Source organism: Cypionkella sp. TWP1-2-1b2, assembly GCF_049896245.1.
Classification (GTDB): Bacteria; Pseudomonadota; Alphaproteobacteria; order Rhodobacterales; family Rhodobacteraceae; genus Cypionkella.
The window spans coordinates 1-13,929 of sequence record NZ_JAFCTX010000006.1 but is presented as its reverse complement, the minus strand read 5'-3'; the positions used below and the strand labels follow the sequence as shown (position 1 = coordinate 13,929).

Annotated in this window: 14 protein-coding genes; 6 read left to right on the top strand and 8 right to left on the bottom strand. The window is 60.3% G+C overall.

The genetic code is table 11. From position 1 onward, the window contains the following. The first annotated feature begins 58 nt into the window (after nucleotides 1-58). The 3 genes from ACP7AP_RS05125 to ACP7AP_RS05115 all read left to right on the top strand — a co-directional run bounded on the left by ACP7AP_RS05125 (nucleotide 59) and on the right by ACP7AP_RS05115 (nucleotide 3,342). Nucleotides 59-982, top strand: a complete 924-nt coding sequence (locus ACP7AP_RS05125) for a zinc ABC transporter substrate-binding protein (RefSeq protein ID WP_426032898.1) — start codon at nucleotides 59-61, stop codon at nucleotides 980-982. 79 nt (nucleotides 983-1,061) lie between these two features. Further along, complete coding sequence (locus ACP7AP_RS05120) at nucleotides 1,062-2,012, top strand: aldose epimerase family protein (protein WP_426032896.1); 951 nt, start codon at nucleotides 1,062-1,064, stop codon at nucleotides 2,010-2,012. Between the two features lie 172 nt (nucleotides 2,013-2,184). Continuing rightward, a complete protein-coding gene (locus tag ACP7AP_RS05115; protein WP_426032894.1) occupies nucleotides 2,185-3,342 on the top strand; it encodes an MFS transporter in 1,158 nt (385 codons plus the stop codon). Nucleotides 3,343-3,487: 145 nt separating this feature from the next. Here ACP7AP_RS05115 and ACP7AP_RS05110 read toward each other — a convergent pair whose 3' ends face one another. The 7 genes from ACP7AP_RS05110 to ACP7AP_RS05080 all read right to left on the bottom strand — a co-directional run bounded on the left by ACP7AP_RS05110 (nucleotide 3,488) and on the right by ACP7AP_RS05080 (nucleotide 9,993). Beyond that, entirely contained in the window at nucleotides 3,488-4,048 is a 561-nt protein-coding gene (locus ACP7AP_RS05110; protein WP_426032892.1) for an isochorismatase family protein, read from the bottom strand. Beyond that, nucleotides 4,048-4,536, bottom strand: coding sequence for a DUF1993 domain-containing protein (locus tag ACP7AP_RS05105; protein ID WP_426032890.1), 489 nt, complete (start codon nucleotides 4,534-4,536; stop codon nucleotides 4,048-4,050). Before ACP7AP_RS05105 ends, ACP7AP_RS05110 begins: the two co-directional genes overlap by 1 nt. Nucleotides 4,537-4,683: 147 nt before the next feature. Then, a complete protein-coding gene (gene argF / locus ACP7AP_RS05100; protein ID WP_426032888.1) occupies nucleotides 4,684-5,610 on the bottom strand; it encodes an ornithine carbamoyltransferase in 927 nt (308 codons plus the stop codon). Nucleotides 5,611-5,757: 147 nt separating this feature from the next. After that, nucleotides 5,758-6,933 carry an aspartate aminotransferase family protein gene (locus ACP7AP_RS05095; protein WP_426032886.1) on the bottom strand — a complete coding sequence of 392 codons (1,176 nt, stop codon included), beginning with the start codon at nucleotides 6,931-6,933 and terminating at the stop codon, nucleotides 5,758-5,760. Between the two features lie 205 nt (nucleotides 6,934-7,138). Beyond that, nucleotides 7,139-8,473: an 8-oxoguanine deaminase gene (locus tag ACP7AP_RS05090; RefSeq protein ID WP_426032884.1), complete on the bottom strand. Its 1,335-nt coding sequence runs from the start codon at nucleotides 8,471-8,473 to the stop codon at nucleotides 7,139-7,141. Nucleotides 8,474-8,671: 198 nt separating this feature from the next. Then, the gene (locus ACP7AP_RS05085; protein WP_426032882.1) at nucleotides 8,672-9,472 is read right to left on the bottom strand and encodes an inositol monophosphatase family protein; all 801 of its coding nucleotides are present in this window, start codon (nucleotides 9,470-9,472) and stop codon (nucleotides 8,672-8,674) included. Nucleotides 9,473-9,633: 161 nt separating this feature from the next. Further along, the gene (locus ACP7AP_RS05080; protein ID WP_426032880.1) at nucleotides 9,634-9,993 is read right to left on the bottom strand and encodes a helix-turn-helix domain-containing protein; all 360 of its coding nucleotides are present in this window, start codon (nucleotides 9,991-9,993) and stop codon (nucleotides 9,634-9,636) included. A 417-nt stretch (nucleotides 9,994-10,410) separates the two neighbouring features. Here ACP7AP_RS05080 and ACP7AP_RS05075 point away from each other — a divergent pair, with 417 nt between their 5' ends. Further along, the gene (locus ACP7AP_RS05075) at nucleotides 10,411-11,373 is read left to right on the top strand and encodes an NADPH:quinone oxidoreductase family protein (protein ID WP_426032878.1); all 963 of its coding nucleotides are present in this window, start codon (nucleotides 10,411-10,413) and stop codon (nucleotides 11,371-11,373) included. Nucleotides 11,374-11,548: 175 nt separating this feature from the next. Here ACP7AP_RS05075 and ACP7AP_RS05070 read toward each other — a convergent pair whose 3' ends face one another. Further along, the gene (locus tag ACP7AP_RS05070; protein ID WP_426032876.1) at nucleotides 11,549-12,421 is read right to left on the bottom strand and encodes a LysR family transcriptional regulator; all 873 of its coding nucleotides are present in this window, start codon (nucleotides 12,419-12,421) and stop codon (nucleotides 11,549-11,551) included. Nucleotides 12,422-12,554: 133 nt separating this feature from the next. Here ACP7AP_RS05070 and ACP7AP_RS05065 point away from each other — a divergent pair, with 133 nt between their 5' ends. Continuing rightward, complete coding sequence (locus ACP7AP_RS05065; RefSeq protein ID WP_426032874.1) at nucleotides 12,555-12,785, top strand: DUF1127 domain-containing protein; 231 nt, start codon at nucleotides 12,555-12,557, stop codon at nucleotides 12,783-12,785. A gap of 154 nt (nucleotides 12,786-12,939) precedes the next feature. After that, nucleotides 12,940-13,731: a Bax inhibitor-1/YccA family protein gene (locus ACP7AP_RS05060; protein ID WP_426032872.1), complete on the top strand. Its 792-nt coding sequence runs from the start codon at nucleotides 12,940-12,942 to the stop codon at nucleotides 13,729-13,731. The last annotated feature ends 198 nt before the right edge of the window (nucleotides 13,732-13,929 follow it).

Genomic DNA, 13,929 nt, shown 5'->3' with positions numbered 1-13,929 from the left:
GACATGTTATAATATAACGATCATACCGCCTCTCGTCGCCAAACAAAAGGCCTTACCGATGCGTTATATCATATCACTCGCGCTTGCCAGTCTGCCAACGCTTGCCCTCGCCGAAGTGCCGCAAGTCGTCACCGACATCCCCCCCGTTCACGCCCTTGTGGCGCAAGTGATGGGCGACCTTGGCACGCCTATCCTGCTGCTGGAAAAAGGCGCGGATGAGCATGATTTCCAACTTCGCCCCAGCCAGATGCAAAGCATCGCCGACGCCGACACCGTGATCTGGATCGGCCCGGAACTGACGCCATGGCTTGATCGCGCGATGACTGACAGCAAGGCCGTCTCGCTGACCCTGCTGGACGACAAAGCCACCCAAATCCAAGCCTATCCCGCGGGCCAAGGCGAGGAAGAAGAAGCCCATGACGAAGCCGCCGCCACCGAAGCCGCACACAGCCACGCCCACGACGGCACCGACCCCCATGCCTGGATGAACCCAGCCAATGCCGCGATCTGGACGGATCTGATCGCCGCCGACCTCAGCACCCTAGACCCCGAACACGCCACCACCTACGCCGCCAACGCCGCTGCAACCAAAGCCCGCATCACCACGATGGATGCCGAAATCACCGCGCAACTGTCTGCAATCAAAGACAAACCTTTTGTCACCTTCCACGCCGCCTACGGCTATTTCGCGGCCCACTATGGCCTCGCCCATCACGGATCACTCGCCTTGGGCGATGCCACGACCCCCGGCGCTGCCAAGCTGACCGAGTTGCAAGCCGAACTGAAATCCGGTGCCTACGCTTGCGCCTTCCCCGAAGTGCAACACGACCCCGCGATGCTGACGCAACTGATGCAAGGCACCGCCACCAAACTCGGCGCAGCCCTCGATCCTGTCGGCTCATCGCTGCCCTTCGGCCCCGATGCCTATGACAGCCTGATGCGCAGCATTGCCAAAACCCTGACCGATTGCCTGAACGGCTGACGCGCGCAAACGCCACCGCCAAACCCGCTTGACCTCGCGGCGATGATAAAGCTTCATCGCCGCAGGAAGCGGAGGGAGCATGGCACATTTCGGCACCACCAACAAAGGCGAAGCGGTTGAGAAAATCACCCTCAGCGCAGGCGATCTCACCGTCGCGGTCCTGACTTGGGGTGCCGTCCTGCAATCCGTGCGCCTCGCCCAAATCCCCCATGACCTTACCCTAGGTTCCGAAACCCTCGCCGATTACGAAGGCCCGCTGCGTTATCACGGCTCGATCATCGCCCCGGTGGTCAACCGCCTCAGCAACGCCCAAGCCCCGCTCGGCGACAAAACACTAGGCTTCCAAGTCAATTTCAACGGCCAGCATACCCTGCACTCCGGTGATGCAGGCACGCATCTGAAGGTCTGGCGCATCGCCCATGCCTCCGAAACCGAATGTCTGCTCGCCCTCACCCTCCCCGATGGCGAAGGCGGCTTCCCCGGCACCCGCAGCATCACCGCGCTGTTTCAGCTCGCAGCCCCCGCCAGTTTGCGCCTGACCATAACCACCACCACCGACGCCGACACCCTGCTGAACGCCACCAACCACAGCTATTGGAATCTCGACGGCAGCGCAGATTTCTCCGGCCACAGCCTACAGATCGCAGCCGATCACTACCTTCCCGCCACCGCTGAATTCATTCCGACCGGAGAAATCCGCCCCGTCAGCGATATGTTCGATTTCCGCAAACCAAAGCCCATCGCCCCGCAATCCCCAGACCTTGATAATTGCTTTTGTCTCAGCCAATCCCAACAGCCCCTGCGCGACGTCCTCACCCTGACCGGCCAATCAAACCTCAAAATGACCGTCGCCACCACCGAACCCGGCATCCAGATTTACGACTGCCGCCACGACCATTACAAAGGCCTCGCGATAGAGGCGCAGGGCTGGCCCGACGCCCCAAACAAACCCGGTTTCCCGCCGATCACCTTGGCAAAAGGCGAAACCCTGACCCAGATCACCGAATGGCGCTTCACGCCGCCTGCATGAAGCCAACCCGATAAAATCAAGCCCAAAACCCTATCCCTGACATCAAACCAACAGACCACACCGCAGAAAACTCGAACGCCGCCCTGACACAGTTGAAACAAAAGGTGCGCCTCCCCCCCTTTCCCTCTCCCGCGCCAAACCCTAAGCCTGTTGGCGCTAACGGGAGCAACAAATGCAGCACACACAATTCGGACGCTGGCCGGTGGCGGCAATGTTTGCCACCAATGGCTTCGTGATGGGCGCATGGGCGCCGCAAATCCCGCTGCTGCTAAACCGCCATAGCATCAGCAACACCACACTGGGCCTGCTGATCCTCGCCCTTGGCCTTGGCGCTGTCGGGGCCATGCTGTTCGCCGGTCGCCTGATCCAGACCTATGGCTCACGCAACATCGTCCGCGCCTTCGGCCTTGCCACCGTGCCCGCCCTGCCGCTGGTGGTGCTGGCCCCCAACCTTTGGCTGCTGACACCAGCGATGACGCTGATGGGTGCTGTGATCGGCAGCATGGATGTGGCGATGAACGCCAATGCGGTTGAGGTCGAGCGCCGCATGGGCCGCGCCATCATGTCCTCCAGCCACGGATTTTGGAGCCTTGGTGGCTTCATCGGCGGATTTGCAGGCAGCTTTGTGATCGCGCAATCGGGGGCCGAAACCCAAGCCCTGATCGTGGCATGTATCGCGCTGATCACCGTGCTGCTGGCTAGCCCAAAGCTGATCGCCGATGCCCCGCATCCCAGCGCAGAAAAGCCCATACCCCACGCTTTGTTCCCGCGTGACGCCTCGCTCTGGATTCTGGGCTTCATGGCGCTGTTCTGCATGGTGCCCGAAGGCGCGGTGCTCGACTGGGCCGCAATCTACCTAAGCCGCGAACTTGGCGCTGATCTGTTCCGCTCCGGCCTCGGCTTTGCCGGATTCGCGGGCGCTATGGCGGTGATGCGCTTTGCAGGCGACCGTCTGCGCAACCGGTTCGGCGCAGTGAAAACCCTGCAAATCTCCGGGCTGATCTCGGCTGCCGGTCTGCTCGGGGGGGCCGTTGCCCCGAATGATCTGATCGCCATTGCCAGCTTCACTTTCGCAGGTCTGGGTGTCGCCAATATGGTGCCGATCCTGTTTTCCGCCGCAGGCAACCACCCCGGCATGGCCGCAGGGGCTGCGATTTCCACCGTCACCATGGTTGGCTACGCGGGAATACTGGTGGCCCCGTCCAGCATCGGTTTCATTGCCGATCACATCGGCTTTCGCGCCACCTACGCCGCCCTCGCCGTGGTGCTGCTGGTGGTCACCGCCCTCGCGTCAAGGGTCAAAGCCGCCGATGGCGTCAGGCCGCTCTGACATCGTTTGCATGATCGCAGAGCAAACCTTTAACCTCTGAAAGTATTCCCCGCTGGGAATGACTTGTGGAAAAAGGCATATTTCAGAACGTTTTCCACAATATGTTGTGGAAAAGTGGGGGCTGTGCCGCTTTTGGCACAGCTGATCAGGTCGCCACCTGCGTCAAAATCTCATTCACGCTTGAGATATGCGCGAACTCGCCATCGAGATTGGCCAAAGTCAGCGCCAGCACATCGCTTGCCGCCATTTCGCGGCCATCGCGCAAGCGTTGGCGGAAATTGATCAAGGCATCGCCCACCACCGTGGTGGCATAGCCCAAATTCCCCGCCATCCGCGCGGTTGATTCCACACAGTAATTCGCAGCCCCACCGACAATCACCAACCCGGTGATGCCCTCAGTGGTCAGATGGTCAGCCAGCCCAGTGCCAATAAATCCAGACGAGCCCTGCTTGATAAATAAAGCCTCACCGGGCAGCGGAGCAGCCAGTGGCTGCACCGCCGATCCCGGCTGATCCGCATGGAAGCTGTCTTCAGGGTTTGGGTCGCTGTGATGCACATGCAGCACCGGCAAGCCCTTGTCGCGAAACGCGGCCAACAGGGTCGCAATGCTGGCATCCGCGTCAGGATTGCCCCAGACCATGCCGCGATCGCGGCGCGCAACAAAGTCCATCTGCACGTCGATCACCAGCAAAGCCGTTGACATCATCACGCCCCCAAAAAGTCGGTCTTACCCACCTCAACACCATTGGCGCGCAGGATATTATAGGCCGTCGTCATGTGAAAATAGAAATTCGGCACCGCATAACCGTGGTAATACTGCGCCGCCGGGAAGGACAATTCGCGCGGGCCCGCCTTCACCGCAATGGTGCGCGCCTCGGCGCCCTCAAACGCATCCGCCGGGATGGTGGCAAGGAAAGCAATCGTCTTGGCGATGCGCTCTTTCAACTCAGCCAGCGTGGTTTCGGTATCGGCAAAACTCGGCACTTCCAGCCCCGCCAAACGGGCAGGCGCGCCCTTGGCATGATCGCAAGCAATCGTCACCTGCCGCCACAGCGGCAACATATCCGCGATCAGCCGCAGCTGAGGGATCACCTCGGGCTTCAGCTTTTTGGCTTCAGCAAAAGCCTCGGCTTTGTCGAGGATCTTCGACAGCGCGGTCAGCGAATGGATAAAGGACGGAACTGGATTTTGCATGGGGCAGGCCTTTCAGGCGAATGACTGCCGCATGAAAGCAACCAATCCCCGCGATTTGCAAGGCCCTGCACGCCGCTCTGCGCTCCGTTCCGTCGCTTCTCGCCCCAACAGCGCAGAGCGACGGAACGGAGCGATAAGCGGCCAGCGTTAAACCCCCAAGCACCAGCGCATCACCGCCTTTTGGGCATGAAGCCGGTTCTCGGCCTCATCGAAAATCACCGAATGTGGCCCGTCCATCACCGCAGAAGTCGCCTCATCATTGCGGTGTGCAGGCAAACAATGCATGAACAACGCATCCGGCTTGGCGCGCGCCATCAAAGCCTCATTGACCTGATAGGGCCGCAACTGATTGTGCCGCCGCTCCTTTGCCGATTCTGGATCATGCATCGACACCCAAGTGTCCGTCACCACCAGATCTGCCCCGGTAACCGCGCGGGCTGGATCGCGCTCGATCGTCACCCGACTGCCCTTCTCGCGGGCAAAACCGATGAACTTACCCTCCGGCTCCAAAGTCTCTGGCCCGGTAAAGGTGAAATCAAAGCCAAACTGCCCCGCCGCATGCAGGAAGCTGCCGCAGACGTTGTTGCCATCGCCGGCCCAGACCACCTTCTTGCCCGCAATCGGGCCGCGATGTTCTTCATAGGTCATCACATCCGCCATGATCTGGCAGGGATGCGTGCGGTTGGTAAGGCCATTGATCACCGGCACCGTGGCGTGCTCGGCCATCTCTAGCAGCGTCGCCTCCTCAAAGGTGCGGATCATGATCAGATCAACGTAGCGGGATAGAACCCGCGCGGTATCGGCAATCGTCTCGCCATGCCCCAACTGCATCTCTTTGCCCGACAGCACCATGGTCTGCCCGCCCAGCTGCCGCACCCCGACATCAAACGACACCCGGGTCCGCGTCGAAGGTTTTTCAAAAATCAGCGCCACCATCCGCCCCGCCAAGGGTTGGTCATCATCCGGCGTGCCCTTGGGGCGGTTGTTGCGCGCGGTTTTCATCGCCAGCGCCGAGTCGATCATCGCCCGCAAATCGCTGGCATCAGTTTTGTGGATATCGAGGAAATGTTTCATGAAGCGTCTCTTGTTGGCCGAAGATCGGGGGTTTTACACCCCCAAACCCCCGTAGGATATTTGAGCAGAGAGGATGACCAAAGCGTCAGCCAAATACTCGTCGCGAGGCACAATGCGCTGCTTCGGCGCTGGGGTGGGTTAGGCGCATTATGCCGCCTCGATCCGCAGCGCGGTGCGATCCAGCCGCGCCAAAGCCTCGGCAATATCCGCCTCGGGAATGTTCAAAGCCGGCAGCAACCGCAGCACATTATCCGCCGCAGGCACCGTCAGCAGATGCTCAGCATAAGCGGCCTTGACGATATCAGAGTTCAGCGCCTTGCATTTCAGCCCCAAAATCAACCCCTGCCCGCGCACGGCTTCAAACACCGTTGGGTGCGAGGCGACCAAGCCCTCCAGCCCCTGCCGGAACTGTGCCGCCTTGCGCGATACCGCATCGAGGAAAGCATCCTCGGCCACGATCTCCATCACTTTTGCGCCCACCGCACAGCCCAACGGATTGCCGCCATAGGTAGAGCCATGCGTGCCTGCGACCATGCCAGAGGCGGCGTTTTCGGTGGCCAAAACCGCACCCAAAGGGAAGCCGCCGCCGATGCCTTTGGCGACCATCATGATGTCGGGATAAACCCCGGCCCATTCATGCGCAAACAGCTTACCCGTGCGGCCCACCCCGCATTGCACCTCGTCGAAAATCAGCAGGGTTCCGGTTTCATCACACAGATCGCGCAGGCCCTTCAGGCATTGGTCCGGCACCACCCGGATGCCGCCTTCGCCCTGCACAGGCTCGATGATCACCGCACAAGTGCGGGTGGTGATCGCGGCGCGGATCGCATCATGATCGCCCCATTTCAACTGCTTGAACCCCGGCATCAGCGGGCCAAAGCCCTTGACCATCTTTTCCGAACCCGCCGCCGCAATCGCCCCGGTAGAGCGGCCATGGAAGGCGCCTTCAAAGGCGATGATCTCAACCCGGTCAGCCATATCGTTGTCATAGTGATATTTCCGGGCCATTTTGATCGCCAATTCACAGGCTTCGGTGCCGGAATTGGTAAAGAACACCGTATCGGCAAAGGTCTTGTCCACCAGCATCTGCGCCAGCTTTTCCTGCTGCGGGATGCGGTAGAGGTTTGAGACATGCCAAAGCTGCCCCGCCTGCTCGGTCAAAGCCGCCACCAGCGCTGGATTGGCATGGCCTAACGCGTTCACCGCAATGCCTGCGCCCAGATCGAGATATCGGCTGCCATTCTCTGCCGTCAGCCAAGAGCCTTCGCCTTTGACAAAAGCCATCGGAGCGCGGTTATAGGTCGGCAAAACAGCGGTGATCATGGGCGGGCCTTTCACGGGAAAGCCTAGGCGTAGCCAAGGACTGTAAGGGAAGTCAACGAGGGAAGGCCCATATCGCCGGGCCAAAGCGGATCAATGCTTGGGCTTTTCAGCGCAGGCGTCGGGGACGGGCAATAATGGCGGTCCGGCTAATCATTCGCGATGGATAGCCGAAGTGCCTTGGCCTGTAAATGTTTTTCCTGCGGGCTCAGACCAAAGCCCACGCCAAAAGGTTCTGCCGCGCGATCACGCGGGCCAAATCAATCGTCACCATCTGCCCGCCCCGCACCACCGCGCGCCCTTCCACAAACAGATCGCGCACCCTCATTGGCCCGCAGAGAATCAAACTCGCCACCGGGTCCCAAGACCCCGCCGCCTCGATCCCCGACACATCCCAGATCGCAATATCGGCGCGCTTGCCAACCTCTAGCGATCCGCAATCCCTGCGCCCCATCACCTTTGCCCCGCCCAACGTCGCAATCTCCAACGCCTCGCGCGCCGCCATCGCATCCGCGCCGCGCGACACCCGCTGCAACAACAACGCCTGCCGCGCCTCCAGAATCAAATTCCCCGCGTCGTTAGAAGCCGAGCCATCCACCCCCAGCCCGACCTTCACGCCTGCGTCGCGCATCGCCCGCACCGGCGCAATCCCCGACCCCAGCCGACAGTTTGAACACGGGCAATGCGCCACCCCGGTACCAGACCTTGCAAACAAATCAATCTCGCCCGCATCCAGCTTGACACAATGCGCGTGCCAGACATCATCGCCCGTCCAGCCCAAATCCTCGGCATATTGCCCCGGACGACAGCCAAACTTCGCCAGCGAATAGGCGATATCCTCGTCATTCTCCGCCAGATGCGTATGCAGCATCACGCCCTTATCCCGCGCCAGCACGCCTGCCTCGCGCATCAGATCGCGACTAACGGAAAACGGCGAACAGGGCGCAATCCCGACCCGCAGCATCGAACCCTCGCCGCCATCGTGAAAGCGGTCCACCACCCGGATGCAATCTTCCAAGATCGCCGCCTCACGCTCCACCAAAGCATCCGGCGGCAGCCCACCCTCCGAGACACCAATGCTCATCGCGCCGCGGGTGGGGTGAAACCGCAAGCCCACCTCGCCCGCCGCCGCAATCGTGTCATCCAACCGCGACCCATTCGGGAACAGATACAAATGGTCCGAAGTCAACGAACACCCCGACAAAGCCAGCTCCGCCAGCCCCACCTGCGCCGAGAAAAACATCTCCTCAGGCCCAAACTTCGCCCAGATCGGATACAAAGTTTGCAACCAACCAAACAGCAAAGCATCCTGCCCGCCCGGCACCGCCCGCGTCAGCGTCTGATACAAATGATGATGCGTATTCACCAAACCGGGTGTGACCACGCAGCCCGGCGCCTCCACCACCACGCCTGCCGTCGAAAGCCCCTGCCCGACCGCCGCTATCACCCCGCCGCGCAGCAACACATCGCCCTGCGCAATCTCGCGGCGCGCGCCATCCATCGTCACCACGACATCGGCATTTCGGATCAGAATTTCAGACATGATTTCCCCGTCTCACCACCCCCTTCGGTGGATCAGGGAAGCGCGACAGAAGGGGGAGTCAAGGACTCGCGCAAGCCAACCCTAGCAAAGCCCAGTGCAAGCGCCAAGCCCGAACCACTGCCCAATTTCACATTGGTAGAAATACTCTCGGGGGGGCAGGGGGGCAGACAGCCCCCCACGATTTTTCTCAAAAATCGGCTACGCGTTCAGCAAAGCCAAAGCTTCAGCATGAATCGCCGCATTGGCCGCCGCCAACACCCGCCCACCCTCCAGACAGGGTTTGCCCGACCAATCGGTGACAATCCCGCCCGCCGCTTCAATCACCGCAATCGGCGCTTGCACGTCATAGGCTTGCAACCCCGCCTCGATCACCAGATCAATCTGCCCGGCAGCTACCAGGCCATACGCATAGCAATCCATGCCATAGCGCACCAGCTTCGCCTTCGGCGCCACCCGCCGGAACGCAGCGCCCTCCTCGGCGGTGCCCACTTCGGGGAAGGTCGAAAACAAAATCGCCTCCGACAACGGCCGCGCCGCCCGAGTCTTCAAAACCCTACGCCCCATCGGCCCGTTCACTTCCGCCCGGCCCAAACCACCCTCAAACCGCTCGCCAATATAGGGTTGATCAATCACGCCGTAGATCACGCCCGACGCATCGCGGACCGAGATCAGCACCCCCCAAGTCGGCGTGCCCGACAAATACCCGCGCGTGCCGTCGATTGGGTCCAACACCCAAGTCAGACCCGAAGACCCGATGACCGGTGCAAATTCTTCACCCAAAATGCCGTCCAAAGGCCGCGCTTGCGCCAAAATCTCCCGCATCCGCTGCTCTGACAAACGATCCGCCACCGTCACCGGGTCAAACCGCGCCGCTTCCTTGTTGTCCGCCGTCAGACCATCGCTGCGAAAATGCTGCAACGTCGCCACGCGCGCCGCATCCGCCAGCAAGGCTGCTGTGCGGATGATATCCTGCGCTTCATTGTCTAAAAATTTCGTCATGTTTCGCCCCATCACCGGGGCTTAAAACGACCGGGGCTTAAAACGCCCGTCGCCCGCAAGTGTCCAGCCTTGGCTAAGCACTTGCGGGCGAGCGGTCAAGCTTTGTAACCAGCGTAATTGGGGGCAATTCACGCCGGGTCACAAAGCTATGTGCTCAGCGGTTACGCAGCTTCACTCAATACACGCGCCAGATCGAACAGGCGCCTCCGCTGTGCTTCGGGGATGGCGTAATAAGACCGCACCAGTTCCAGGGCTTCTTTATCCGCCATCATATCATGTCCGGCTGCTGCGGCTTGTGCGCCATCGGCCAGACCTTCAAAAAAGAATGCAATCGTCACCCCAAGCGCATCTGCAATATCCCACAGCCGCGAGGCAGAAACCCGGTTCATCCCGGTTTCATACTTCTGGATCTGTTGGAACTTGATGCCCACCTTATCCGCAAGCTGTTGCTGCGTCATGCCGATCATCCACCGACGATGGCGGATGCGCTTGCCGACATGGGCGTCAACGGGGTGCTTCATAACAGTCTCCACTTTCAATTCTACCTAACACCATCATACAAAGCAATTTCCGTGCCAACTTTGCCAAAACCAACTTTCTCCTCAGATTCCCCGAACGCTTTCTGAAAACCTGTCTTTTTGGATATGTCCAATTATACAGGCGGAGAAGAAACAGCCGCCAGATGTGGGCTACACCCCTCTGCGTTTACGCCTGTCTGTTAACTCTGCTTAAGCGTGTATCCCATTTTGCGTCGCATTTTGCAATTAAGTCGGCTAAAAATTGCAAATTACGCCATTTTGCCGCTGTGGGATCGTTTCCAATTCGAATGGGATCGCTTCCATGCCCCGAAATTGTTGCACGCCACGCAATTCCGGCAATTTTCTTGGCCTTTTCCCGAAAAATCTGACACCACCCGCCCAGCAATGCGGAGGCGGAAGATGCAGGTTTGGCAACTCACAGCTTTGGGCAGCCCCGCGCAACGGGCAGAGCGGCCCTTGCCTACACCCGAACCGGGACAGGCCCGGTTGAAAATCTCCGCCGTCGGGTTGAATTTTGCCGATTTATTGATGGCCGAGGGCAAGTATCAAGAGCGTCCCGTACTGCCCTTCATCCCCGGCATGGAGTTTGCTGGCAGCATTGATGCTTTGCACCCCGACACACCCACCGCCCTCAAACCCGGTGCCCGTGTTGCAGGCTTTGCCAGTCACGGCGCTTTGGCCGAATACATCACCGCCCCCACCGCCAACCTGATCCCCCTGCCCGACAGCATGAGCTTCAAGCAAGCCGCCGCGTTCCAGATCGCCTATGGCACCTCACACTTGGCACTTGCCCACAAAGCCCAGCTGCAACCCGGCGAGACTCTGCTGGTGTTTGGCGCTGCCGGAGGCGTCGGCCTGACGGCGGTGGAAATCGGCAAACGCATGGGGGCAAAGGTGATCGCCTGCGCCCGTGGCCCGGAAAAGCTGGCCATCGCCCGCGCAGCCGGAGCCGACATCACCCTCGACAGCGACACGCCTGATCTGAAAGCCGCTCTCAAAGCCTTGGGCGGCGTCGATGTGGTTTATGACCCCGTCGGCGGTCCCGCCTTCAGCGCAGCGCTCTCTGCCTGCCGCCCCGAAGGCCGCCTGCTGACCATCGGTTTCGCCTCAGGCCAGTTGCCCGAGATCCCCGCCAACCACCTCTTGGTGAAAAACCTCAGCGTGATGGGCCTTTACTGGGGCGGCTACCTGACCTTCGCACCGCAAGTGCTGACCGACAGCCTGCGCACCCTGTTCCAATGGTTCGCACAAGGCGGCTTGCGCCCTCACATCAGCCACGAGCTGCCCTTCGCGGAGTATCCCAATGGTCTGGAACTGCTGCGCAGCCGTCAAGCCACCGGCAAAGTCGTGATCACGCTCTAACGGCCAACGACTCCTGCCTGAAGCCCGCCGATGCAAACGCCGCCAAAACAAACCCCCTAAAAATTATCTAAAATTGTCATCCTCTCTGCTCAAATATCCCACAGGGGTGTGGGGGTGTGAAACCCCCACGAAAGCTCCATGCAGCAGCCCAACGGTTGAGGTTAGCTCCCCCGCCTCAAGCCGCCGACCTGATCGCCCGTGACAAATACACCTGCCGGATCATCGCGGCCAAAGCCGAAACCGCCTCGGAATGTACCGGATCGGCGACATACATATTGACCTTGATCACCGCCAATTCCGGCAACACCCCGCCATGCGCAATCCGCTCGACAAACGGCGGCTCTGACCCCGCCAACACGGCATGCACCGCCAAATCGGCGGAAACGGATGCCTCAATCCCGCGCGTGTCATCGCTTTCCACCGCCATCTCCCATGGCATGCCAGCCGCGTTCAGCGCCGCCTGCACGCCTTGGCGGAAGATGCAGTTATGCGCGAAGGCCAGTCGCAACGGCCGCCCCTTCCAAGCCGCTCCATCCGGGGCTCCCACCCAAACCAACGGCAATTCCGCCAAAGTCTGCCCATCCGGGTCCACCGATTCTTCGGTGGTCAGGATCACATCACATTCGCCGCGCGCAAACTGCGCCTTCAACACCCGCGTAAACGACGAGGTCAGCGAGACTTTCATCTTCGGGTATTCCTTGGCAAACCGCCGCAGCACCTGCGGAATAGCCGGATAGACAATATCATGCGGCACCCCCAGCACGATCTCGCCCTCATGCTGATCCTGCGTCAGCCGACCAAAAACCTCATCATTCAGCGCCAGCATCCGTCGCGCGTAGCCCAAAAGCTGCTCACCGGAGGCGGTCAGCCCCACCTGCCGCGCCGAGCGGTCCAGCAGTTGGCTGTCCAGCATCTCCTCCAGCCGCTTGATCTGCATCGACACCGCCGATTGCGTCAGGTTCAAAAACCCCGCCGCGCGGGTGACACCGCCCGCATCGGCAATCGCCACGAAAGAGCGCAATGAGGTGAGGTCGAGATTTCGAGACATATCACAATCCTTGATGCGTTAAGTCAAAACCATTCATTTTCCTAATGTCACCGATTCGGGCATAAGGATCAAGTGCTGTGATGAAACAAACGACTCACATCACCGACGTCGATGAACCCTGAAAGGATACCACATGTTCGCCTCGCTCCACACCTCCACGCTGGCTGTCGCCCACGTGCAGTCGCGCGGCACTCTTGCTGACCTTGTCAAACGCCTGCGTTTGGCTGTGACCGCCCGCCGCCAGCGCGCCCAACTGGCCCGCCTTGACGATGCAATGCTCGCCGATATTGGCATCACGCCGCGCCAAGCCGCTGCCGAGTCCGCCCGCCCGGCATGGGATGTGCCGTCGACTTGGCTGCGCTGACCGGGCTGCGTTCACCACTGGTTAATGCGACATTTACGCCTCAAGGGTTTCCCGCAGCGGAAATCCTTGAAATCACCGCCAACAGTGCCAATATTGGTGACATTAGGCAGTGCGGACATTCGCACCCGCCTTCAGTCCATAATCGGAGGCTTCCATGGCTGACTATCAGACGATCCGCCCCTCGGGCCAGACCGCCGGCGTTGGTGCGCGGAGCGCCGACATCGACGCAGGTTTGCGGGCGCATATGAATAAAGTCTACGGGCTGATGTCCGTGGCAATGCTGATCACAGCACTTGCCGCTTGGGCAGTCGCGGGCCTTGCGGTCACAGATGTTCCGTCGCAAGCGGTAGCCCAGATTGGTGATCACACCTATCTCACCAGCTTCGGCTCGGCAATCTACATGTCGCCGCTGAAATGGGTGCTGATGTTCGCGCCGCTGGTGATGGTGTTCGCCTTCGGCGCGCTGATCCCCCGCCTGTCGGTCGCAGCAGCACAACTGTTCTTCTACGTCTTCGCGGCGGCGATGGGTATTTCGCTCAGCTCGATCCTGCTGGTGTTCACTGGCGCGTCGGTGGTTACTACCTTCCTTGTGACCGCGATCGCCTTCGCCTCGCTGTCGCTCTATGGTTACACCACCAAGAAAGACCTGTCGGCGATGGGCACCTTCCTGATGATGGGCGTGATCGGGCTGGTAGTGGCCTCGGTCATCAACATCTTCCTTGCTTCGTCGGCACTGGCCTTCGCGATCTCGGCGATCGGTGTTTTGGTGTTCGCAGGCCTGACGGCCTATGACACCCAGACGATCAAAAACACCTATCTGCAACACGCAGAGAGCGGTGACAGCGAGTGGATGGGCAAGTCGGCGATCATGGGCGCGTTGAACCTGTATCTCGACTTCATCAACATGTTCATGTTCCTGCTGCAATTCCTCGGCGACCGCCGCTAAGCCGCAACAACACTGCTAGAAAATCAAACCCTGCCAGCGACCAGCGCTGGCAGGGTTTTCTTTTGCTCTGAACCCCTGCCTGTTGATTTTCACCCAGAACTGAGCCGGTTAGGCGCATAATTTTCACTGAGAACTGAGCCATGTGAACCTACCCCCAAAGCGGAGAGCAGTGGGGGCAACGGAGTGATCCACATGGGA

Bases quoted from the DNA above. Each gene is read 5' to 3' on its own strand.
- ACP7AP_RS05120 (WP_426032896.1), top strand. From the start codon at position 1,062: ATGGCACATTTCGGCACCACCAACAAAGGCGAAGCGGTTGAGAAAATC.
- ACP7AP_RS05095 (WP_426032886.1), bottom strand. From the start codon at position 6,933: ATGATCACCGCTGTTTTGCCGACCTATAACCGCGCTCCGATGGCTTTT.
- ACP7AP_RS05090 (WP_426032884.1), bottom strand. From the start codon at position 8,473: ATGTCTGAAATTCTGATCCGAAATGCCGATGTCGTGGTGACGATGGAT.
- ACP7AP_RS05085 (WP_426032882.1), bottom strand. From the start codon at position 9,472: ATGACGAAATTTTTAGACAATGAAGCGCAGGATATCATCCGCACAGCA.
- ACP7AP_RS05115 (WP_426032894.1), top strand. From the start codon at position 2,185: ATGCAGCACACACAATTCGGACGCTGGCCGGTGGCGGCAATGTTTGCC.
- ACP7AP_RS05060 (WP_426032872.1), top strand. From the start codon at position 12,940: ATGGCTGACTATCAGACGATCCGCCCCTCGGGCCAGACCGCCGGCGTT.
- ACP7AP_RS05065 (WP_426032874.1), top strand. From the start codon at position 12,555: ATGTTCGCCTCGCTCCACACCTCCACGCTGGCTGTCGCCCACGTGCAG.
- ACP7AP_RS05125 (WP_426032898.1), top strand. From the start codon at position 59: ATGCGTTATATCATATCACTCGCGCTTGCCAGTCTGCCAACGCTTGCC.
- ACP7AP_RS05070 (WP_426032876.1), bottom strand. From the start codon at position 12,421: ATGTCTCGAAATCTCGACCTCACCTCATTGCGCTCTTTCGTGGCGATT.
- ACP7AP_RS05105 (WP_426032890.1), bottom strand. From the start codon at position 4,536: ATGCAAAATCCAGTTCCGTCCTTTATCCATTCGCTGACCGCGCTGTCG.
- ACP7AP_RS05075 (WP_426032878.1), top strand. From the start codon at position 10,411: ATGCAGGTTTGGCAACTCACAGCTTTGGGCAGCCCCGCGCAACGGGCA.
- ACP7AP_RS05080 (WP_426032880.1), bottom strand. From the start codon at position 9,993: ATGAAGCACCCCGTTGACGCCCATGTCGGCAAGCGCATCCGCCATCGT.
- ACP7AP_RS05110 (WP_426032892.1), bottom strand. From the start codon at position 4,048: ATGATGTCAACGGCTTTGCTGGTGATCGACGTGCAGATGGACTTTGTT.
- argF (WP_426032888.1), bottom strand. From the start codon at position 5,610: ATGAAACATTTCCTCGATATCCACAAAACTGATGCCAGCGATTTGCGG.